The sequence below is a fragment of the Kaustia mangrovi genome, from assembly GCF_015482775.1.
In the GTDB taxonomy this organism is placed as follows: domain Bacteria; phylum Pseudomonadota; class Alphaproteobacteria; order Rhizobiales; family Im1; genus Kaustia; species Kaustia mangrovi.
The window spans coordinates 3,696,564-3,715,238 of the sequence record NZ_CP058214.1; the positions used below are offsets into that span (position 1 = coordinate 3,696,564).

22 protein-coding genes are annotated in these 18,675 nt (G+C 67.6%); 17 read left to right on the forward strand and 5 right to left on the reverse strand.

The window, feature by feature from the left end; genetic code table 11:
- Positions 1 to 3 precede the first annotated feature (3 nt).
- The gene (locus tag HW532_RS17385; RefSeq protein WP_213161673.1) at positions 4 to 429 is read right to left on the reverse strand and encodes a GNAT family N-acetyltransferase; all 426 of its coding nucleotides are present in this window, start codon (positions 427 to 429) and stop codon (positions 4 to 6) included.
- 301 nt (positions 430 to 730) lie between these two features.
- Between HW532_RS17385 and HW532_RS17390 the strand changes: the two genes are divergently transcribed.
- The 3 genes from HW532_RS17390 to HW532_RS17400 all read left to right on the forward strand — a co-directional run bounded on the left by HW532_RS17390 (position 731) and on the right by HW532_RS17400 (position 4,292).
- Positions 731 to 2,419 (forward strand): bifunctional sulfate adenylyltransferase/adenylylsulfate kinase, encoded by a 1,689-nt coding sequence (locus tag HW532_RS17390; protein WP_213161674.1) that lies wholly within the window; start codon positions 731 to 733, stop codon positions 2,417 to 2,419.
- Positions 2,420 to 2,625: 206 nt separating this feature from the next.
- Positions 2,626 to 3,294, forward strand: coding sequence for a class I SAM-dependent methyltransferase (locus HW532_RS17395; protein WP_213161675.1), 669 nt, complete (start codon positions 2,626 to 2,628; stop codon positions 3,292 to 3,294).
- Positions 3,291 to 4,292: an NADP-dependent oxidoreductase gene (locus HW532_RS17400; RefSeq protein ID WP_213161676.1), complete on the forward strand. Its 1,002-nt coding sequence runs from the start codon at positions 3,291 to 3,293 to the stop codon at positions 4,290 to 4,292. Before HW532_RS17395 ends, HW532_RS17400 begins: the two co-directional genes overlap by 4 nt.
- On the opposite strand, the gene HW532_RS17405 is transcribed toward HW532_RS17400, so the two are convergent.
- From HW532_RS17405 to HW532_RS17420, 4 genes are all read right to left on the reverse strand, one after another.
- Positions 4,282 to 4,902, reverse strand: coding sequence for a type 1 glutamine amidotransferase (locus HW532_RS17405; RefSeq protein ID WP_213161677.1), 621 nt, complete (start codon positions 4,900 to 4,902; stop codon positions 4,282 to 4,284). The two genes, HW532_RS17400 and HW532_RS17405, sit on opposite strands and share 11 nt — an antisense overlap.
- Positions 4,899 to 5,060 carry a hypothetical protein gene (locus HW532_RS17410; RefSeq protein WP_213161678.1) on the reverse strand — a complete coding sequence of 54 codons (162 nt, stop codon included), beginning with the start codon at positions 5,058 to 5,060 and terminating at the stop codon, positions 4,899 to 4,901. Before HW532_RS17410 ends, HW532_RS17405 begins: the two co-directional genes overlap by 4 nt.
- Positions 5,061 to 5,074: 14 nt before the next feature.
- Positions 5,075 to 5,746 (reverse strand): ribonuclease T2 family protein, encoded by a 672-nt coding sequence (locus tag HW532_RS17415; RefSeq protein WP_213161679.1) that lies wholly within the window; start codon positions 5,744 to 5,746, stop codon positions 5,075 to 5,077.
- 153 nt (positions 5,747 to 5,899) lie between these two features.
- Positions 5,900 to 7,816 carry a hypothetical protein gene (locus HW532_RS17420; RefSeq protein WP_213161680.1) on the reverse strand — a complete coding sequence of 639 codons (1,917 nt, stop codon included), beginning with the start codon at positions 7,814 to 7,816 and terminating at the stop codon, positions 5,900 to 5,902.
- 423 nt (positions 7,817 to 8,239) lie between these two features.
- Here HW532_RS17420 and HW532_RS17425 point away from each other — a divergent pair, with 423 nt between their 5' ends.
- The 14 genes from HW532_RS17425 to HW532_RS17490 all read left to right on the forward strand — a co-directional run bounded on the left by HW532_RS17425 (position 8,240) and on the right by HW532_RS17490 (position 18,449).
- Complete coding sequence (locus tag HW532_RS17425; protein WP_213161681.1) at positions 8,240 to 8,587, forward strand: hypothetical protein; 348 nt, start codon at positions 8,240 to 8,242, stop codon at positions 8,585 to 8,587.
- Positions 8,588 to 8,696: 109 nt separating this feature from the next.
- Positions 8,697 to 9,800 carry a hypothetical protein gene (locus tag HW532_RS17430; RefSeq protein WP_213161682.1) on the forward strand — a complete coding sequence of 368 codons (1,104 nt, stop codon included), beginning with the start codon at positions 8,697 to 8,699 and terminating at the stop codon, positions 9,798 to 9,800.
- Positions 9,797 to 10,261 carry a hypothetical protein gene (locus tag HW532_RS17435; protein WP_213161683.1) on the forward strand — a complete coding sequence of 155 codons (465 nt, stop codon included), beginning with the start codon at positions 9,797 to 9,799 and terminating at the stop codon, positions 10,259 to 10,261. The genes HW532_RS17430 and HW532_RS17435 overlap by 4 nt, the downstream gene beginning before the upstream one ends.
- Entirely contained in the window at positions 10,258 to 10,656 is a 399-nt protein-coding gene (locus HW532_RS17440; protein ID WP_213161684.1) for a hypothetical protein, read from the forward strand. Before HW532_RS17435 ends, HW532_RS17440 begins: the two co-directional genes overlap by 4 nt.
- Complete coding sequence (gene sctJ, locus HW532_RS17445; RefSeq protein ID WP_213161685.1) at positions 10,656 to 11,474, forward strand: type III secretion system inner membrane ring lipoprotein SctJ; 819 nt, start codon at positions 10,656 to 10,658, stop codon at positions 11,472 to 11,474. The genes HW532_RS17440 and sctJ overlap by 1 nt, the downstream gene beginning before the upstream one ends.
- Positions 11,471 to 12,091 carry a hypothetical protein gene (locus HW532_RS17450; protein WP_213161686.1) on the forward strand — a complete coding sequence of 207 codons (621 nt, stop codon included), beginning with the start codon at positions 11,471 to 11,473 and terminating at the stop codon, positions 12,089 to 12,091. Before sctJ ends, HW532_RS17450 begins: the two co-directional genes overlap by 4 nt.
- A complete protein-coding gene (locus HW532_RS17455) occupies positions 12,078 to 12,737 on the forward strand; it encodes an HrpE/YscL family type III secretion apparatus protein (RefSeq protein WP_213161687.1) in 660 nt (219 codons plus the stop codon). Before HW532_RS17450 ends, HW532_RS17455 begins: the two co-directional genes overlap by 14 nt.
- Complete coding sequence (locus HW532_RS17460; protein ID WP_281397139.1) at positions 12,697 to 14,076, forward strand: FliI/YscN family ATPase; 1,380 nt, start codon at positions 12,697 to 12,699, stop codon at positions 14,074 to 14,076. Before HW532_RS17455 ends, HW532_RS17460 begins: the two co-directional genes overlap by 41 nt.
- Entirely contained in the window at positions 14,069 to 14,566 is a 498-nt protein-coding gene (locus HW532_RS17465; protein WP_213161688.1) for a hypothetical protein, read from the forward strand. Before HW532_RS17460 ends, HW532_RS17465 begins: the two co-directional genes overlap by 8 nt.
- A gap of 102 nt (positions 14,567 to 14,668) precedes the next feature.
- Positions 14,669 to 15,655 carry a FliM/FliN family flagellar motor switch protein gene (locus HW532_RS17470; protein WP_213161689.1) on the forward strand — a complete coding sequence of 329 codons (987 nt, stop codon included), beginning with the start codon at positions 14,669 to 14,671 and terminating at the stop codon, positions 15,653 to 15,655.
- A complete protein-coding gene (gene sctR / locus HW532_RS17475; RefSeq protein ID WP_213161690.1) occupies positions 15,648 to 16,304 on the forward strand; it encodes a type III secretion system export apparatus subunit SctR in 657 nt (218 codons plus the stop codon). The genes HW532_RS17470 and sctR overlap by 8 nt, the downstream gene beginning before the upstream one ends.
- 47 nt (positions 16,305 to 16,351) lie before the next feature.
- Positions 16,352 to 16,615, forward strand: coding sequence for an EscS/YscS/HrcS family type III secretion system export apparatus protein (locus HW532_RS17480; RefSeq protein ID WP_213161691.1), 264 nt, complete (start codon positions 16,352 to 16,354; stop codon positions 16,613 to 16,615).
- A 2-nt stretch (positions 16,616 to 16,617) separates the two neighbouring features.
- Positions 16,618 to 17,433, forward strand: coding sequence for an EscT/YscT/HrcT family type III secretion system export apparatus protein (locus HW532_RS17485; RefSeq protein ID WP_213161692.1), 816 nt, complete (start codon positions 16,618 to 16,620; stop codon positions 17,431 to 17,433).
- The gene (locus tag HW532_RS17490; RefSeq protein ID WP_213161693.1) at positions 17,430 to 18,449 is read left to right on the forward strand and encodes an EscU/YscU/HrcU family type III secretion system export apparatus switch protein; all 1,020 of its coding nucleotides are present in this window, start codon (positions 17,430 to 17,432) and stop codon (positions 18,447 to 18,449) included. The genes HW532_RS17485 and HW532_RS17490 overlap by 4 nt, the downstream gene beginning before the upstream one ends.
- The last annotated feature ends 226 nt before the right edge of the window (positions 18,450 to 18,675 follow it).

An 18,675-nucleotide genomic window follows, 5' to 3' on the forward strand; every position in this document is an offset into this window, starting at 1 on the left:
ACTCTAGTACTCCCGGCGAAACCAGAAGCAGTCGGGCAGGGTCGCCATGCCGATCCGCTCATAGAAGCTGACGGCGTCCGGAACAGAGGCAAGAATGAGACTGACAGCCGGGCCGAGCTCGCGGCGGGTTTCGTCCATGAGGCCCCGTCCGATGCCGAGCCCCTGGGCGCAGGCCGACACGGCGAGCTCGGAGAGGTAGCAGCTCCAGGTGAAATCGGTCAGGCCGCGCGCAATGCCGACAAGCGGTCCGTCGGGCCGTTCGAGCCGTGCCGTCACGATGATATCCGCGGCGGAGATCATGGCCGCAAGCCGGGCTTCGTCGTCGACCGGGCGAATCCCGCCCAGTCCGGATTCGACCAGAACGCGCCTGAAATCTTCCGTGTCGACGCTGTCCTGCCTTCCATAGTGCACGGTTCGGGAGTTGGTCATGATCTTGCCCATTCTTGCAGGGTAATGTGCCCGGGCTTTTGCTCGAGGGGGCTTTCGGGTTGACGAGCCGGCGGTGACGAATGACGACATATCTTTCGGCAACGAGGGGTTGGCGTACACACGACCGGATTCGCGCGAGGCTTGACCCCCTCGACGGCATTTGTTTTATCCAACGCGGCGCGGCGGGGCTCGCGCCATCTTCACGTGTAATCCGCTTGTGGCCAGTCGCAAGTTGATTTCCGCAAACCGGGGCGGTGCGCGGCGGGTAGGGGGAGCCCGAGGCGGCCGGGAAAGGACATTCATGGACAAGGTCAAGGAACTCTACCTCCCCTCCGACGAGGCGGCGGCGGCGAAGGCTGCGGCGAAGGACTACAAGTCCTGGGACCTCACGCCACGCCAGGTCTGCGACGTGGAAATGCTGCTCGACGGCTCGTTCGCGCCGCTCGAAGGGTTCCTCACCGAGGCCGACTATGACGGCGTGTGCGCGTCGATGCGGCTCGCCTCGGGCGCGCTGTGGCCGATGCCGGTCACGCTCGACGTCACGGAGGCCTTCGCCGGAGAGGTGGAGACGGGCGAGACCATCGCGCTGCGCGACCAGGAGGGCGTGCTGATCGCGCTCATGGAGGTCTCCGACATCTGGACGCCGGACAAGTCGGCGGAGGCCGCCATGGTCTTCGGCGCCGACGACGACAGGCACCCCGCCGTCCACTATCTCAAATACACCGCCGGCCCCGTCTATCTCGGCGGGCGGCTGAAGGGCATCGAGGCCCCGGTCCACTACGATTTCCGCCACCATCGCCACACGCCGAACGAGCTGCGCGCCCTGTTCGACAAATGGGGCTGGCACCGCGTGGTCGCCTTCCAGACCCGCAACCCCCTGCACCGCGCCCATATGGAGCTCACCATGCGCGCCGCCCAGGAGGTGCAGGCCAACCTGCTGATCCATCCCGTGGTCGGCATGACCAAGCCGGGCGATGTGGACCACTTCACGCGGGTGCGCTGCTACGAGGCCATCCTGAACAACTATCCCGAGCAGACCACCACGATGAGCCTGCTCCATCTCGCCATGCGCATGGGCGGCCCGCGCGAGGCGTTGTGGCACGCGATGATCCGCAAGAACTATGGCTGCACCCACTTCATCGTGGGCCGCGACCATGCCGGCCCCGGCAACAACGCCAAGGGCGAGCCCTTCTACGGCCCCTACGATGCCCAGGAACTGGTGCGCGAGCACGAGGACGAGGTCGGCATCAAGATGGTGCCGTTCAAGATGATGGTCTACAGCCAGGACCATGCCCAGTACGTGCCCATGGACGAGGTGGGCGAGGACGAGACCGTCCTCAACATCTCCGGCACGGAGCTGCGCCGGCGCCTGCAGGTCGGGCTCGACATTCCGGAATGGTTCTCCCCGCCGGAGGTCATCAAGGAGCTGCGCCGCACCCATCCGCCGCGCCACCAGCAGGGCTTCACCGTGTTCTTCACCGGCCTGTCCGGCTCCGGCAAGTCGACCATCGCCAATGCGCTCATGGTCAAGCTGATGGAGATGGGCGACCGCCCGGTGACGCTGCTCGACGGCGATATCGTGCGCAAGAACCTGTCGTCGGAGCTCACCTTCTCCAAGGAGCACCGCGATCTCAACATCCGCCGCATCGGCTTCGTGGCGGGCGAGATCACCAAGAATGGCGGCGTCGCCCTGTGCGCCCCGATCGCGCCCTATGCCGCGACGCGCCGCGAGGTGCGCTCCATGATCGAGCAGTACGGTGCCTTCTGCGAGATCCATGTGGCGACCCCGCTGGAGATCTGCGAGGAGCGCGACCGCAAGGGCCTCTATGCCAAGGCGCGCGCCGGCATCATCAAGCAGTTCACCGGCATCGACGACCCCTATGAGGAGCCGGAGGCGCCGGAGCTCAAGATCGACACGGTGAAGGTGTCGCCGGACGAGGCGGCGCATCAGGTGATCCTCAAGCTGGAAAGCCTCGGTCTGATCCGCTAGAGCGTTTTCCGATCAGGCTGCCCCGGCCCGCTCCCCCACCCGGCCACCCACGGAATCATCATCTCCTGGGTGGCCGGGTGGGGGAGCGGGCCGGTGGCGATTCAATCAGACAGGAAAACGTTCTGGCGCACGGGGCCCCGGAGAATGCGTGCGTTCCACCGGGCCGGCAAATGGCGTAATCTGCCCGCATGACCGGGCCGGAGCGCATGTCTGATCCCCGTGACGAGCTTGCCGGAAGCTGGCGCGACAATGCGCCGGGCTGGACGCAAGCCGTCCGCGGCGGTGCCATCGAAAGCCGCCGGATCGCGACCGACGGGGCCATTCTGGACGCCGTTCTCGCGCAGTCCGCGCGGCGGGTTCTCGATCTGGGATGCGGCGAGGGCTGGCTCGTGCGCGCGCTCTCCGAGCGCGGCGTGGAGGCTGTCGGCGTGGACGGCTCCGCCCCGCTGGTCGAGGCCGCCAGGGATGCGGGCGGTGGCCGGTTCGTCGTGGCGGACTATGATGCCCTGATCGCCGATCCCTCCCGCTGCGGCGGGCCGTTCGACACGGTCGTGGCGAATTTCGCGCTGCTCGACGACGACATCGTCGCGCTGCTGTCGGCGCTTCGCGGCGTCCTGTCGCCCCACGGCGCATTGCTCGTGCAGACGCTGCATCCCATCGCGGCCGGCCCGCCCTACGAGGATGGCTGGCGGCGGGAGGATTTTCGCGGTTTCGGCACGGGGGACTGGACGCCCATGCCGTGGTATTTCCGCACGCTCGGCTCGTGGATATCGGCGCTAGGCGAGGCCGGCTATGTCTTGACGGCGCTGGCCGAGCCCGTGCATCCCGGGACCGGACAGCCCCTCTCCCTTCTCATGGAGGCAAGACCGCGATGACCGAGAACCGTGTCGTCAGACTGAAGAGCCGCCCCGCGACCATGGCCTCGCGGGAGAATTTCGACATTGTGGACGAGCCCGTGCCGGAGCCCGGCGAGGGCGAGTTCCTGATGCGTGCGGACTATGTGTCGCTCGATCCGGCCATGCGCGGCTGGATCGCGCCGGGCCGCTCCTATGTGCCGCCGGTGGAGATCGGGGCGGTGATGCGCGGTTTCTCCGCCGGCCATGTGGTGAAGTCCAACCATCCCGATTACCGGGAGGGCGACGCGGTCGCCGGGCTGTTCGGCGTCCAGCGCTATGCCGTGTCGGACGGTGAGCGGGCGGTGCGGGCCGACACCTCGCTCGCGCCGCTGGAGGCCTGGATCGGCGGGCTCGGCATGCCGGGGCTCACCGCCTATTTCGGCCTGCTGGAGGTCGGCGCGGTGAAGGAGGGCGACACGGTCGTCGTTTCCGCGGCCTCCGGCGCGGTCGGCTCGCTCGTCGGCCAGATCGCCAAGATCAAGGGGGCGCGCGCCATCGGCATTGCCGGCGGCGGCGAGAAATGCCGCTATATCGTCGACGAGCTCGGCTTCGACGGCGCCATCGACTACAAGGCGCAGGACGTGTCGGAAGAGCTCAAGCGGCTGTGCCCGGACCGGATCGACGTCTATTTCGAGAATGTCGGCGGCGACATCATGAACGCCGTCCTCGGCCACATGAATACCTTCGGGCGCGTGGCGGTGTGCGGCCTCATCGCCCATTACAACGCGACCGAGCCGCCGCCGCGCCTGACCAATCTGCGCTCCATCCTCGTCAACCGTCTCAATGTGCGCGGCTTCATCGTGTTCGACTTCGCCGAGCGCAACGCGGAGGCGTTGACCGCGCTCGCCGCATGGCACAGCGAAGGCCGGCTCAAATTCCGCCAGGATGTGCGCGAGGGCGGGCTCGACGCCTTCCCGGACGTGCTGAACCTGCTCTATACGGGCGGCAATTTCGGCAAGCTGGTGCTCAAGCTGTAGAGCGTTTTCCGGCCGCCGGACGGGGAGCGGACCGGGCGAGGCCGGCCGTTGCGAGGAAATTCTCGAACAGGCGCCGGGCGTGGGCCGCGATGGCGGGCATCCTCGTGCGGGCGTCGGCGAGGAGGCGGCCATAGCCTTCGGGGCCGCATTCCGCCTCCAGCGCGGCCAGATAGTCCGGCCGCTCCGCCCAGCTCTCCAGGCTGGCAAGGCTCGCCTCGGCGTGGAACTGGGTGCCGAGCGCATGGGTGCCGAGCGCGATAGCCTGGATCGGACAGTCGCGCGAGCTTGCGAGCACGCGGGCCCCGGGCGGGGCCTTGTGGACTTCCGCGGTATGCCATTGCAGCCATGAGAGCGCATCGGGCAGGGCGCTCAGGAAAGGATGGGCGCGACCTTCGCCGTTGAGCGCCACATCCAGTATGCCGATCTCCTTCGTGCCGGCCGGGCCGACCTCGCCGCCGAGCGCGGAGGCGAGAAGCTGATGGCCGAGGCAGACGCCGTAATAGGGCTTGCCGCGCGTCAGAACCCAGTCGCGGATGGCCGCCTTCTCCTCCGCGAGCCAGGGATAGTCGTCCTCCTGCCAGACCTGCTGCGCGCCGCCCATGGCCATCATGGCGTCGAAGCCGTCGAGCGGGGGATCGCCTCGCCGGCATGGAGGTGGACGGGATGGGCGGAGATGCCGTGCGCGGCCATGACGTCGAGAAACAGCCCCGGCGTCTCGTGCGGCATGTGCTGGAACACGACGATCCGGGGCTTCGGTTGCGTGGCCATCGATGCCCTCCCTGTCAGCGTACGGGCGGCAGGACGAGCTCGCGCGCCCGGCAGGCCCGCCGCTCGTTGGGCCCGCAGGAGGTGAGCGTTCCGTCCGGCGTGAAGCAGATGCGGATGTCGCTCAGCCGGGCCCGGTCGCGGCGATTGCCGCAATGGACGGCGATCATGTCCGGCTCAAGCTTCGGATTGGTCTTGAGGAAATCGCGCATGAGCCCGTCCGGCGTGGTCGACACCGTCTCCTGCGGCGAGAGATAGCGCGCGGGGATGCGGATCGTGTCGAACAGCTTGCGGGTCAGCGCGAAATAGCCCGCCGGGTCGAGGCCGGAGCAGGTGCCGTGCTTGCGCCATTCGTGGATGACCAGGCGCTTGGACGGCATGATGCCCATGATGGCGTCGATGACATGCTCGGGCACCCAGCGCTCGGCGGCGCAATTGTCCGGCCAGCCGCGCTCATATTGCGGCCACAGGCCGTGGACCACGAAGGCATAGGCGCGCTGGCCGCCGCATTGATGCCGGTCGCGGTTTCCCTCCGGCGTCGCGCAATAGGTCGGCGACCAGGACAGGACGAGGGCGTAATAGTCGAAATCCCCCGGCGTTCCCGCGCGCGCCGGGGCCGACAGGGCGGCCGGCAGGGCGAGAACGAGCCCGAGAAGGGCGGCGATGACGAGGCGGCGGGCACGGCGCATGGGCAAAAGCGGGAACCGGCGTGGACCAGGAACGGAAGCCCGGGCGGGGCCTCGTTCCGCGATAGGCCAAACGGGCGCGCGATGCAATGGCCTTTCGCACCGGCGCCGCCGCCGGAGAGGGCGGGCAGGAGAAAACCTGCCCGCCTTTGCCGGTCACACATTGTGCGGACCGGGCCCGTCCCGCCGGCGCATCTCCTCCTGGAGGAAATCGTCGAACCGGGCCCAGTCCTGCTTGATTCCATAGCTGTCGGGCTTCAGGGTCTCCGCCTCGCGCAAGGGGTGGACGATCGTCTTCAGGTTGGAGAAGAGTGCCGCCCGGTCCTGCTCGAGCGGGTTGTCGGACAGCGCGTCGGTGAGCGACTTGTCGTTCAGCGTTCGCATCAGCGTGGTGAAGGCGTTCACCGTATCGACCGCCTTCTCAGTGTAATAGAGATCGGCCGGCGCCTGCTTGCTGGCCAGCAGGTTTGCCACGGCCTTGAATGCCTCCTTGCTGAGCCCGCCGAGGCCGCCGGTCATGAGGGAGCGGACATGGTCGCCGATCCCCAGTGCTGAGCGATCATTGAACCGCGCATAGATCTCCGTCTTCGCATATTGCGAGGCCACTGCGCACATTGTGCGCAGCGCCACCTTGGCGGCCTCGCGGCAGTAGTCGTTGTACTGCTCTTTGGGTAGGGCGCCGGCCAGTACCATGTCGACGGAGACGGCGGAGGCGGAGGTCATGGTCTGGGACAGGGCCATCGCGCCGGTGTCCTTGAACACATCCCCGATCGGCGTTCCGATGGCGGCCTTGCCGGTGCCATTGGCCACGGCGCCGATCAGGAAGCCCGCCGAACCGGTCACGATGTGGCGAAGTCCGGATTTCTTGGCCTCCGCCATGATGCGTTCGCTGGCTGTCGGCGCCTTGCTGCCGAAATTCAGGCTCTCCTTGAACGCCTCGTCCTGATAGGCCTTCTCCCACAGATTGTAGACGGTCGTCCCGAGGCTGCTCGTGCCGAATGTGTAGGCGGCCTCGGTGCCGTAGATCAGGCCGTTCGACGAGGTGTCCACATCCAGGATGGAGCTCGCCGGTTTGGTGAACTGGATGCGGGCCAGGTCGAGCTGTTCCGGCGTGAGATCGGAGATGGACTTGTGGACGCCTTCGGTCGCGGTGTCGGCGATCCGTCCGGCAAGCACCTCCATCTGGGCCTCGCTCAACTCGGCCAGCTTGGAGAGTTCCTCTCTGGGAGAGGCGGCAAGCATCGCCCGGATTTGATCCGGAGACAGTCCGGCCGCCGCGGCTGCGCTCTCGCCCGCGCGGCTCGCCTGGTCGATGATGTCCTGCGGGATGGCCTCCATGCTCCCGGCGACGATTTTCTCCAGGATCTTGAAGGTCGCGTATTGCACCATGCTCCCGGAGACCGCGACCAGGGCCGATTGCAGGGCGGCGCGCAAGGCCAGAGCCATCAGGGAGTTGCCGAGGAACAGCGTTCTCGCGTCGCACAATGCGGGAACGTAGCTGCGTTTCTGCTTGATGCGCAGGGAGAGGAAGTCCTTGAAGGCCGTGTCGAGCGTGCCGAGGTGCTCCTGGAGATCGTCATAGGCCTCCTTCAGCTCCGTCGCCGCGCTGTTGCCATCGGGCAGGGCCTCGACGATCTTGTTCACCAGATCGCCCATCTGCCGGCCGGTCGGGCCTTCCTTGTATCGCGAGAGCGCGTCGTGCAGCGCCTTACGGCGCACATCCTCCGTCTTCTCCGATTGCTCGTGGCGCATCCGAAAGTGGAAGTAGCCGGGCTTTTCCGGCGGGTCGGGATCGTCGATCGGGATCGCACACTCGGAGGCGACGGACCGGGTGGGGGAGGCCGCCGTGTGTGCGGTCGGCAACGACAGGAAACTGGTTTCCGTGTTCGGGGTCTCCGGCGGCGGCGTCGTGGCCCGCGGCGAACGCTCCTCCATCTCGATGACGACGTCGGGCGCTCCGGATGAGGGGCGGCCGGGCACCGCGGACGATGCATTGGCGGGCACGCTGCGGGCCAGCGGCGGCGTGTAAACCGGAAATGTCGTGACCGTGCGTGCCTGAGACCGTCCCGGCATGCCCGGGGGCCGTGCGGCGTGAATGTCGTCACCGCGCGGGTCTCGTGACGCCGGGACGACGACGATGCCGGCGTCTCGTCGATTACCGTGACCTGGTTCCCGCTTCCGGGGCGCATCGCGCCTGGGCGGACCGGCGGCTGGTCCGCCTGGACGGCCCGGTGCTCTGCCGGCCCGGTGCCGGTGGCGTGTGCCGATCTCGTGTCGTGGGTCATCTCCCGTCTCCTCCTTGCGTCTGGCTGTGCAGCCGTCGCGGAAAGCCTTGGGCCCCGGGGTCAAATACCGAAATCGATTATCGCTATGGTCGTCGGAAGGCGCGCGCGGCACAGGGCTGGCGCGATCATTCGAAAAGCCGATTTCCCCATAACCCGGCCGGGGGTGCGTTATCGCATCGACTTTTGGAGCTGAACACGCAGGGAGCGGCGCATGGTTCAGATGGATGACGGTTTCAGCTGCTTTTCGCAGACCGGTGTGAGTTTCGACGAGATCGTACTGGAGGGCGCCTCCGGCGGTGTGGATGCGGTGATCCGCTATCTGCAGTCGCGCCGGCAGATCCTCCTGCGCGACAGTTCGCAGATCAGCCTGGGGAACGAGGATCCGGCCCACTACGAGCGCGCGGTCGAGGTCGTCGACGACGCGCTGGCGCTGCTCGAACAGATCAAGGAACTCAATATCCGCCGCGAGCTCGAGGAGGCCTCCAACCCGTCGCAGGAACTGCCGGAGGATGTCGCCGACATGGTGCCGGAGACGGCGGACGGCGAGCAATCCGGCTGACGCGGCAAGGACGCCATTGCCTCTTTGGAGAGGTGGAGAGACCGACCGCCGCGCCGCAAGCCTTGCGGACCGGCGCACACGGACGGACGAGCCTGTTGGAGCGACTGACATGATTGTCGCAAAACTGTCCAGATCGGGGGTCGAGGACCGGTTTTTCAGCCTCGATCCGGGCGAGCATCGCCTCGGGTCGGATTTCGGCTGCGAGATCGCGCTCATCCACCCGGTGCTCGCGCCGGAACACCTCGTCCTGAAGGTGGGCGAGGACACCGTGTCGATCATGCCGAAACCCGACGCGTTCGCCGTGCTCCTGAAGTTCTCCACCGGGCAGGCCACCACCCTGACGCCGGGGGAATGGACCCCCTGGCATCTCGGCGACCGGCTGATCGTCGCCGACATCTCCATCGAGATCGAGGGCGTCGGGCCGGAGGAGGTGGCACAGCCGTCCCGCCGGCATCGGCTGCCGGAGGGTCCCCGTACGAGGCTGGCCCTCGCGCTTGCCTGTCTGGTCGCGCTCGCCGGTCTCGCGGGCGTTCTGTTTCCCGGCGGCGAACCGTCCGCGCTCGCCCATGCCGAGACGCAGGACGAGGCCGACCGGAGCGCTGAGCAGGCCGAACGGAGCGCGGAGGAAGCCGACCGGGCGGCCCGGGCCGCGGTGGACCCCTCTGCCGTCCGCACCAGGCTCGCCGGGCTCGGCGCGACCGTGGCCGGCCTCGTGGAGCGGGGTGGCCAGTGGCACGCCACGCTCCGGGTGGCCGATGCGGCCGAGCGCCTCAAGGTGAAGGCCGGGCTCGTTGCGCTCGGCCTGCCGGTCTCCGCCGACATTCTCGTCGACCGCGAGATCGAGGAGGCGGCCGGCCTGATCCTGAAGAACCTCGGTGCCGGATCGCGCGTGCTCGGCCAGAAGGACGGGGTCGTGACCCTGTCGGCGGAGGGCGATCCGGCACTGCGCGACAAGATCGCGGCAGCCCTCACATCGGATGTTCCGGGGCTCGTCGGCGTGCGGTTCGAGGCGCCTTCGCCCGTCGATCTCGCGGCGCTGGCGGAGCGCGTCACCGGCATCTGGCACGGCGACAACCCCTATGTGGTCGTCGATGACGGCGACATTGTGCGGCCCGGCGATCCGCTCGGCCTGGACGCAACGCTCGTGACCATCGCGCGCGGCTACCTGCTGGTCGAGGTCAACGGGCAGAAGAAGAAGGTATTTGTCGAATGAGCATGCCCCAAGTCGACTTCTCCAGCGATGACATGTTCATCCTGGGCAATATCGCCTCGCTCGCGACACGGATTGGCCTTGGCGAGGGCGCGCAGTCCCTGTGGAAACTCGTGCAGGAGGTGCGTCCCGAAAATGCCGGCGGGTTCGTGATCGAGGCCATGTACCGTTTCGCCACCGGAGATTTGACCGCCGGCATCGAGCTCCTGGAGACCAGCGGCTCTTTCGATGCGGAGATCAATCGCGACGAGGCGCTCGCCTTCCATCTCTTCCTGCTCCAGCAGGACGGCCAGCTGGAGCGCGCCCACAGGCTGGGCGGGACCTATCTCGATGAAGACCTCCTCCAGTCGGAGGCCGCGCTGGAAGCGGTTCAGGTCGTCGTCAGCGAATGCGCCGAAGCCCTCGGCATCAAGGACGAGGACAGTGTGGGGGCCGGCGCCGAAGAGGGGAGATCCATCCAATGAGCATGTCGTTTACGCTGATCGCCCCGCAGGCGGAACGCCAGGCGACGGGGATCGACGGCCTCCAGGACCGTCTGGTCGATACGCTGCGCCAGCAGGAGCAGAGCATCATCGGCGACATCGACAGCGCGGTCGACCTGTCGAGCCCGCTGATGAGCCTGCCGGAGCCGGTGCGCGAGCAGTTCCGCCGCTGGGCCAACGATCCCCAATACCAGACGCCCGAGCAGGCCAGACTCCTGCAGGTGACCAAGAACAAGATCATCGAGCTCTACAGCGACAACCGGGACTACATCCGCAACAAGGTGGACAGCAACGCCGACAAGATCCGCCTCGAACTTTCGATCAAGGCGGTGGGCAAGACCATCAGCAGCGTGCAGCAACTCCTCTCGAGCCAGTAATGACCCACTCACTCCACCGTATCACACCGCGGGACGGCGGCCGGCGGTGCGGCTCCACGCGCCGGCTCGTCCGGCTCGCCGTGGCCTGCATGGCCTTCGTCCTCCTCGCCGCCTGCAAGGTGCCCCTGCATTCCGGGCTCCAGGAGAGGGAGGCCAACGAGATGCTCGGCAAGCTTCTCGAATACAACATCGACGCCGCCAAGCAGACCGACAAGGACAACCTCGTCACGCTCATGGTTGACGAGGCGCAGTTCGGCGAGGCGGTCGATCTCCTGAAGCGGTTCGGGCTGCCGCGCCCCGATTACGAGACGATGGGGGAGGTGTTCACCGGCGACGGGCTGGTGGCCAGCCCCGTGACCGAGTGGGCCCGGTTCAACTTCGCCCTGTCGCAGGAGCTGTCCAACATGGTCTCCTCCATTCCCGGCGTGATCTCCGCGCAGGTGCATATCGCCAATCCGCGCAAGGAGACGCCGTTCGACGAGGTGCCGCTGCCCAGCGCCTCCGTGCTGGCGCTCGTCAGCCGCGATGCGATGACCGCGGAGCTCGTCCCGCAGATCAAGCAGCTCGTGGCCTTCAGCGTGGAGAAGATCGATTACGACCGGGTCGGCGTGGTCGTCTCCCCGGTGGATCCGCCCGTCAGGCCCGAGCTGGACCTCGTCGCGCTCGCCGGGGTGATCATGCACCGCAACAGCCAGACGCAGGCGATCCTTCTGATCGTCGCCCTCGCGGTCGTGTGCCTGGGGCTGGGAGCGGGCGGATATTTCGGCGCGGACACCTATCTGAAGACCCGCAAGGCCCGGAAGGCGGCGGAGGCGTGATGCATCCCCTGTGCGCTTTCGACGAGGCCCCGCTCCAGCACGTCGCGCCTGCCAACATGGCCCGCGCGCTGGGGCTGCGCGATGCCGGAATCGCGGCGCGGATCGCGTCGAGCCGTCTCCTGGCGGCCGAGGCCGGCCGGCGTGTCCTGTCCGCCTTGCCACCGGCACCCGCGGCGCTGCCGCCCGCCCGTGCGCAACTGTTCGCCGAGCTTGCCATGGCGGCCCCCGAAGCGCTCTCCGCGCTGTGCCGTGTCATGACGGTGCTCATCAACCACAAGGCCATTCTGGCCACGACGAGCGGCGCGGCGCTCACCGAGATCGTGGACTGGTGCGGCAGCCGCGCGCTGGTTCTGGGGCTTCGCGAGGCGCGCTTGCCGGCCTTCGGCGAGTTCCGCGTCCTGAGCGCGGCATCGGGCGAGCTACTGGATCTCTATGCCCAGAAGGTGAAGGCACATCTGATCGGTGTCCTGCCGCCGGCCTATCGCGAACGGCTGAAACTGCGGCTGGTGCCGGAGGAGCTCCTCGAGCCTCTGTCCTTCGCGCCGGGCGATCCGGACGAGGTCTGCTTCCTTCGCTATGTGGCGCTCGCGCGGGAGCACGGCAATGCTCAGGCTTAGCACCGCCGCCGCATCCCGACCGGACGTCTTTCCCGCCGACGGCATCCTGAAGGCGGATCGTCTCGCCCGCCTGAAGGACGCGGAGAGCATCGAGAAGACCGCCCGCCGGGAGGCCGCCCGATGCCTGCGCCGGGCGCGCGAGGAGGCGCGGGCCATCAGGCGCAAGGCCCGCGAGACGGGCCATGCAGAGGGGCTCGCCCGGTTCTCCGAGGCCATCGCGCGCGTCGGCGAGGCCCGCACGCGGCTCGAAGGCGAGCTCGATACCCTGCTGCGCCAAGCTCTTCACGGGGTTCTCGGCCGCATGCCGGCGGAGGACTGGCTGTCGGCCGTGCTCGACGACGTTCTGCACGAGCTCCATGGCGAGGAGGAGATCGTCATCATGGCGCATCCGGCGAGCATGCGGGCTCTCTCCGCGGCGCTCGCCGCCCTGAAGCGCCGCAACCGGGACCTCGTGGCGATCCGGCCGGAGCCCAACCCGCAAATGGCCGGGGACGACTGCCTTGTCTATGCCGGGCTCGACGTCATCGACGTCAGCCTGCCGGTGGTGGTCGAGGAGATGATTGCCGCGCTGAAGGCCATTCCGGCCGGCGCTGGAGGTGAGAACGATGACCGCAGCGACGACGCCAGCACACAAGCGCAGGTTTAAGCCGAAGCGGGCCCCGTCGTCGGCCGCCGACGCGGTCGGGACCTGCATGGCGGAGCTCGCCTTCGAGCCGGTCCGCCCGTTCAGGCGCCGCGGGCGGGTGAGCAAGACGACCGGCCCGCTGGTGCGCGCGGCGGGGCATTTCAGCATCGGCGAGATCTGCTCGATCTCGCGCACCAATGACGGGCCGATCCTTGCGGAGGTGGTGGGCTTCGACCAGGGCGAGGCGATCCTGACGCCCTATGGCCGCACGCTCGGCATCTCCCACAACTCCACGATCCAGTCGCTGATGGGCGCCTTCGAGGTGCCGGTCGGCGAGGCGCTGACGGGCCGGGTGCTCGACGCCATGGGCCAGCCGATCGACGGCGGGCCCATGCTTGCCGGGACGCGCGCCTATCCCGGCAACCAGGCGCCGCCCAACCCCATGCTGCGCCCGCCCATCGACCGGCCCTTCAGCCTGGGCGTGAAGGCGCTCGACGGCGCGCTCACCTGTGGCGAGGGCCAGCGCCTCGGGATCTTCGCCGCCGCCGGCGGGGGCAAGTCGACGCTCGTCTCGCTCATGGTGCGGTTCGCCGCCTATGACCGTTGCATCGTCGCGCTGATCGGCGAGCGCGGCCGCGAGGTGCGCGAATTCGTCGACGACCAGCTCGGCCCGGAGGGGCTCGCCAAGTCGACCATCGTGGTCGCGACCTCCGACCGTCCGGCCATCGAGCAGGTGAAGGCGGCCTATACCGCGACGGCAATCGCGGAATATCATCGCGACCGCGGCGAGCGCGTCCTGCTCATCATGGATAGCCTGACGCGCTTCGCCCGCGCCCAGCGCCAGATCGGCCTGTCCGCCGGCGAACCGCCGACCCGGCGCGGCTTTCCGCCCTCGGTCTTCGAGCTGCTTCCGGGCCTCGTCGAGCGCGCGGGCCGCAGCGGGGAGGGCTCCATCACCGCGCTCTACACGGTGCTGGTGGAGGGCGACGACATGAACGAGCCGGTGGCCGACGAGGCCCGCTCCCTGCTCGACGGCCATGTCGTGCTGTCGCGCAAGCTCGCCGGCGCCGGCCACTATCCCGCCATCGATGTCACCGCGAGCGCGAGCCGCGTGCTCAACCGTATCGTCGCGCCGGACCATCTGGCGGCCATCGGCAAGCTGCGCGCGCTTCTGGCGAAATACGACGAGATCGAGCTCCTGGTGAAGATCGGAGAATATGCGTCCGGCTCCGATCCGGTGGGCGACGAAGCCGTCGCCCGCAAGCCCGCCATCGATGCGTTCCTGCGCCAGGGGCTCGACGAGTTCTCCGCCTTCGACGACACCGTCGCGGCGCTGAAGGGGGCGGTGGGCCATGCGTGACTTCTCGCAGATCGTGGCGCTCCGCCAGCGCCGGCTCGACCGCATGGTGAAGGCGGAATCGGCTGAGAAGGCGGCCGTCGCTCAGGCGGACCAGGCCTGCGAGGCCGCCCAGAAGGCCATAGACGACTATCTGGAGGAAACCCGGACGCTGGAGATCGACCTCCTGACGGCGCTGCTCAACAAGCGCGTGTCGGTGAACGACCTGCTCGCCGTGGAGGAGACGCTGGAGAAGACCAAGCAGAAGGCGCAGGAGCTGGCCGACCGGCGCGAGGCGTGCCGGACGCGGCTCGCCGAGGCGCGCGAGCGTGCCCGCATCGTCCGGCGCGAGCGCGTGCGCAGCGCGCTGAAGCTCAACAAGAGCGAGCATATCGAGAGCCATCTCCTGGACGAGAGACGCAAGGCGGAGACGCGTGCCGAGGATGCCGCGCTCGACGAGTTCAGCGAGCAGATGGCCGCGCGCGCCTGCGGGGGAGGCGGTCATGACACCTGATCTCTCCCGCCTTCCCGCGCTCGCCCCGGAGACTGCCGCTCTGCTCGCCCGGCTGGCCGCCTCGCACTGGCAGCTCCCGGTGGCCGGGGGCGCGGCGGGGGCGTGCCGGCACTGGACGTGCGCTTCGCTCCGGGGCCTTCGCCTCGCGGGCACCATGTGGAGATCGAGGCGGAGACCGCATTCGGCACGGCGCGCCTGTCGGTCGAGGCCGATCTCGTCGACCGCCTGAGCGACGCCCTCCTGCCGGGCTGGCGGGACGAGGACAGCGCGAGCCTGCCACTGGACTGGCGCGCCGTGCTGGCGCTCGAGGCGGTCGCCGACGGCATGGGCCTTGCCGGGCTCGCCGCCGCGCGGGCCCGGGCCTGTCCGGCGCCTGCGGCGAGCGACGGCCCGCCGCTGACCAGGCTGGCGGGAACGGTCGGGGCAGGCGGCGGTGAGTTCGCCCTGTCGCTCGATCTCCGCGATATCGGCGCGGCGGCGCTCGAGGCGCTGGAGGGACGCCGCCCCCATGGCCGGCTCAACCGCTTCGATCCGGGCTTTCGCTGCCGGCTCCGCCTCGCCGGCCGCCCGGCAAGGCTCGCTGCCTACCGGGCGCTCGCGGCGGGCGACACGCTCCTTGCCGGAACGCTTTGCGGCGGCCGCCTGCCGGCGCGTCTCGAAGTACCGGGCGTCGCCTCATTCGCCGTTCGTCTCGATCCGGCGAGCGGTGCACTGGACAATTTCGAAAACGCAGGACGGAAGGACACAATGGCCGACAATGAGGACGATCTCGCGCAGGCGGCCGAGGTGGCCGGCGCGATCGCGGACACACCGCCGCTGGAGGATCCGGTCGAGGACCTGCCGGTGCAGCTCGACTTTCTGCTGTCCACGCGGCGCATCAGCCTTGGCGAGCTGCGCGCGCTCGGACCCGGCGCAACGCTCGATCTGAGGATCGATCTGACCCAGCCGGTCACCATCCTGGCCAATGGCGCGCCGGCGGCGAAGGGGTATCTGGTCCAGATCGGCGACCATGTCGGCGTGCAGATCGACCGGTGGCCCGGCATGGGAGGTGCAACGGGCGGCGGAACGGGGAGCGGGGGCGATGGCTGAGAACTTCCCCGCCATCCTGCCGACCATCATCGCCATCATGGCGTTGAGCCTCATTCCGTTCCTGGCGGTGATGGGCACGGCGTTCACCAAGATCTCCATCGTCTTGATGCTGGTGCGCAACGCCATCGGCGTGCAGCAGGCACCCTCCGGGCTGGTGATCAACTCCATCGCGCTGACGCTGACGGTGTTCATCATGGCGCCGGTCGCCGATACGATCGTCACCCAGGTGCAGCAGCAGGGTCTCGGTTTCACCGGCTGGGAGAACGTCTCGGGACTGTTCTCCATCGTCTCCGACGCGTTCACCGGCTATCTGCAGAAGTTCTCCACCGAGCGCGAGACCCGGTTCTTCATGGACGCCGCGGAGAAGATGTGGCCGGCCCGGCTGCACGGCCAGATCGCGCAGGACAATCTGTTCATCCTGCTGCCGGCCCATGTCACCTCCGAGCTCACGCGGGCCTTCCAGATCGCCTTCCTGATCTTCCTGCCCTTCGTGATCGTGGACATGGTGGTCTCCAACATCCTGCTCGCCATGGGCGCGATGATGGTGCCGCCCATGCTGGTGTCGCTGCCGATCAAGATCCTGCTGTTCGTCGCCGCCGACGGCTGGGCGCTGCTGCTTCACAACCTGGTGCTGAGCTATGCGCAGTGACATCCCATACCGCCTCAAGACAGGCGGGACAGACCGGAGGAGAGGCCATGTCCGGCGATGAGATCATGGTGATGGCGCACAACACCATCGTCATGGTGTTCTACCTGTCCATGCCGCTGATCATCGCGGCGACCGCGGTCGGGCTGATCGTGGCGCTGATCCAGACGCTGATCCAGCTCCAGGAGCAGACGCTCGCCTTCGCGGCGAAGCTGACAGCCATCGTGCTCATGCTGTCGATGTCCATCGGATGGATGTCGTCCTACCTCATGACCTTCTTCAAGGAGGTCATGGGCAAGATCATCGGGCTGTGACCATGACGGACCTGCCCCCGCTCCTGTCGCCGGACAATCGCGAGCTGCTCGACCTGCTTCTGGCGTTCCTGCTGTCCATGTCGCGGCTGACGGGGTTCGTGGCGGTCTCGCCGTTCTTCTCGCGCCGGTCCATGCCGCGCATGGTGCGCTTCGGCGTGATCGCGGCCATGAGCTTCTCCGTCGTGCCGGGCCTCGCCGTCCATGTCGGGGCGGAGATCGCGGACCGGGGCGGGGCCTTTCCCTCCTATCCGCCGATGATCTTCAAGGAGCTGGCGCTCGGCCTGTTCCTCGGCGCGCTGACCTGGCTGCCGGTGCGCGGGCTGGAGCTTGCCGGCGTGATCCTCGACACCCAGCGCGGCAGCATGCAGGCGCAGGATTACGACGTGATCTTCTCCGCCCAGACGACGCCGACGGCGATCTATCTGTCGCAGCTCTTCTCCGGCTACTTCTTCGCCGCGGGCGGCTTCCTCATGGTGATGACCATGTTCTACCAGAGCCTGGCGATCTGGCCGCCCATGGCCGCGTTTCCCGATATCACGCGCGAGGCGCTGATGCTGTTCATCCGGTTCGCGGGCACGCTCTATTTCGCCGCCATGGTGCTCGTCCTGCCGATCTCGGGCTTCATGCTGCTGAGCGACATCTGCATCGCCTTCCTCGCCCGCTCCGCCCCCAGCCTCAACGCGCTGACCTTCGGCATGCCGGTCAAGTCGGCGGTGCTCATGGTCATGCTCATCTTCTATGTCGATATTCTCTATCCGAAGGTGCTCGACATGCTCGCCGGCGCGCTGGAGATGATGAAGCAGGTGCTGGCGCCATGAGCGGGGAGAAGACGGAGCAGCCGACACACAAGCGGCTGGAGGACCAGCGCAAGGAGGGCCAGCTCCCCCAGCGCAAGAATGTCGTGGAGGCGGGGCTCGTGACCTTCGCCGTCCTGCTCCTGATAGGGATTTCCGGGCCGCTCTGGGGCTCGCTCGTGACGCTCTCCACGACCGTCTTCTCCGGAGTCGACCGCGATTTCGACGCGGCACGCGCATCGAGCTTCGCCGCCGCCATGGACGTGGTCTATCTGGTGCTGGCCGTCTGCGTGCTCGTCTCGATGGTCACGCTCCTGTTCGGGCTCCTGCTGAACCGGTTCAACTTCGCGCCCAAGGCGCTCAGCCCGAAATTCCAGAAGTTCAACCCCGTCAACCAGATCAAGGGCATCTTCTCCAAGGCGACGATCTACAACTTCATCCGGCTGCTGGTCTATTTCTCCATCATCGCCACGCTGCTCTACCTGGTGATCGCGAACGACATCGAGAACGCCATCAATGCCAGCCATTGCGGCTGGGCCTGCCTCTATCCGTTCTTCGTGTCGCGGTTCAAGATCGTCGTGGCCGTCATCCTGATCGTGCTCGTGTTGCTGGCCGCTCTCGACTTCCGCATCCAGACGCTGCTGTTCACCTCCCAGAACAAGATGGCGAAGGACGAGGTCAAGCGCGAGCACAAGGGCCAGGAGGGCGATCCGGAGATCAAGGCGGGGCGCAAGTCGGTGGCGATGAACGATGCCGCGATGCCGCTCCTGTCGGATGCGACCCATGTGGTCCACAGCGATCAGGTGCTCGTCGCGATCATCTTCTATCCGGCCGCGCGCCAGCGGCCCTATGTGGTCTTCAAGGCCAAGGGCGCCAGCGTGGCGGGCCTGTGCCGGAAGTTCCGGGGCTGGAAGGTGCCCACATTCAACATTCCGACCGTCGCGCTGGACTTCTACCGCATGGCGACGCCCGGGCAGTACATGCCGGCCCGCTCGGCAAAGGGCATGAGCCGGATCCTGCAGGCCTCCGGGGGCGGCTAGAGCGCTTTCAGGAAAAGTGGAGACCACTTTTCCGGTTCGAAAGCGCGGCGATACAGGGGCCTGGAGGGCATTGAGTGACCATGAGGTCGCGAAATGCGCTCAAGAGCGCTCCCCGGCAACAGCTTGTGGATTTGGGGTGGATAAGTTGCAACCTTAAATTGTTCAATCCTTTGTTAACCATCATATTGGTGTGCGCGTCGTCGCGCCCGATATGGCGTTCCGGGCA

Bases quoted from the DNA above. Each gene is read 5' to 3' on its own strand.
- HW532_RS17385 (WP_213161673.1), bottom strand. From the start codon at position 429: ATGACCAACTCCCGAACCGTGCACTATGGAAGGCAGGACAGCGTCGAC.
- HW532_RS17390 (WP_213161674.1), top strand. From the start codon at position 731: ATGGACAAGGTCAAGGAACTCTACCTCCCCTCCGACGAGGCGGCGGCG.
- HW532_RS17395 (WP_213161675.1), top strand. From the start codon at position 2,626: ATGTCTGATCCCCGTGACGAGCTTGCCGGAAGCTGGCGCGACAATGCG.
- HW532_RS17400 (WP_213161676.1), top strand. From the start codon at position 3,291: ATGACCGAGAACCGTGTCGTCAGACTGAAGAGCCGCCCCGCGACCATG.
- HW532_RS17405 (WP_213161677.1), bottom strand. From the start codon at position 4,902: ATGATGGCCATGGGCGGCGCGCAGCAGGTCTGGCAGGAGGACGACTAT.
- HW532_RS17410 (WP_213161678.1), bottom strand. From the start codon at position 5,060: ATGGCCACGCAACCGAAGCCCCGGATCGTCGTGTTCCAGCACATGCCG.
- HW532_RS17415 (WP_213161679.1), bottom strand. From the start codon at position 5,746: ATGCGCCGTGCCCGCCGCCTCGTCATCGCCGCCCTTCTCGGGCTCGTT.
- HW532_RS17420 (WP_213161680.1), bottom strand. From the start codon at position 7,816: ATGCCGGGACGGTCTCAGGCACGCACGGTCACGACATTTCCGGTTTAC.
- HW532_RS17425 (WP_213161681.1), top strand. From the start codon at position 8,240: ATGGTTCAGATGGATGACGGTTTCAGCTGCTTTTCGCAGACCGGTGTG.
- HW532_RS17430 (WP_213161682.1), top strand. From the start codon at position 8,697: ATGATTGTCGCAAAACTGTCCAGATCGGGGGTCGAGGACCGGTTTTTC.
- HW532_RS17435 (WP_213161683.1), top strand. From the start codon at position 9,797: ATGAGCATGCCCCAAGTCGACTTCTCCAGCGATGACATGTTCATCCTG.
- HW532_RS17440 (WP_213161684.1), top strand. From the start codon at position 10,258: ATGAGCATGTCGTTTACGCTGATCGCCCCGCAGGCGGAACGCCAGGCG.
- sctJ (WP_213161685.1), top strand. From the start codon at position 10,656: ATGACCCACTCACTCCACCGTATCACACCGCGGGACGGCGGCCGGCGG.
- HW532_RS17455 (WP_213161687.1), top strand. From the start codon at position 12,078: ATGCTCAGGCTTAGCACCGCCGCCGCATCCCGACCGGACGTCTTTCCC.
- HW532_RS17460 (WP_281397139.1), top strand. From the start codon at position 12,697: ATGACCGCAGCGACGACGCCAGCACACAAGCGCAGGTTTAAGCCGAAG.
- HW532_RS17465 (WP_213161688.1), top strand. From the start codon at position 14,069: ATGCGTGACTTCTCGCAGATCGTGGCGCTCCGCCAGCGCCGGCTCGAC.
- sctR (WP_213161690.1), top strand. From the start codon at position 15,648: ATGGCTGAGAACTTCCCCGCCATCCTGCCGACCATCATCGCCATCATG.
- HW532_RS17480 (WP_213161691.1), top strand. From the start codon at position 16,352: ATGTCCGGCGATGAGATCATGGTGATGGCGCACAACACCATCGTCATG.
- HW532_RS17485 (WP_213161692.1), top strand. From the start codon at position 16,618: ATGACGGACCTGCCCCCGCTCCTGTCGCCGGACAATCGCGAGCTGCTC.
- HW532_RS17490 (WP_213161693.1), top strand. From the start codon at position 17,430: ATGAGCGGGGAGAAGACGGAGCAGCCGACACACAAGCGGCTGGAGGAC.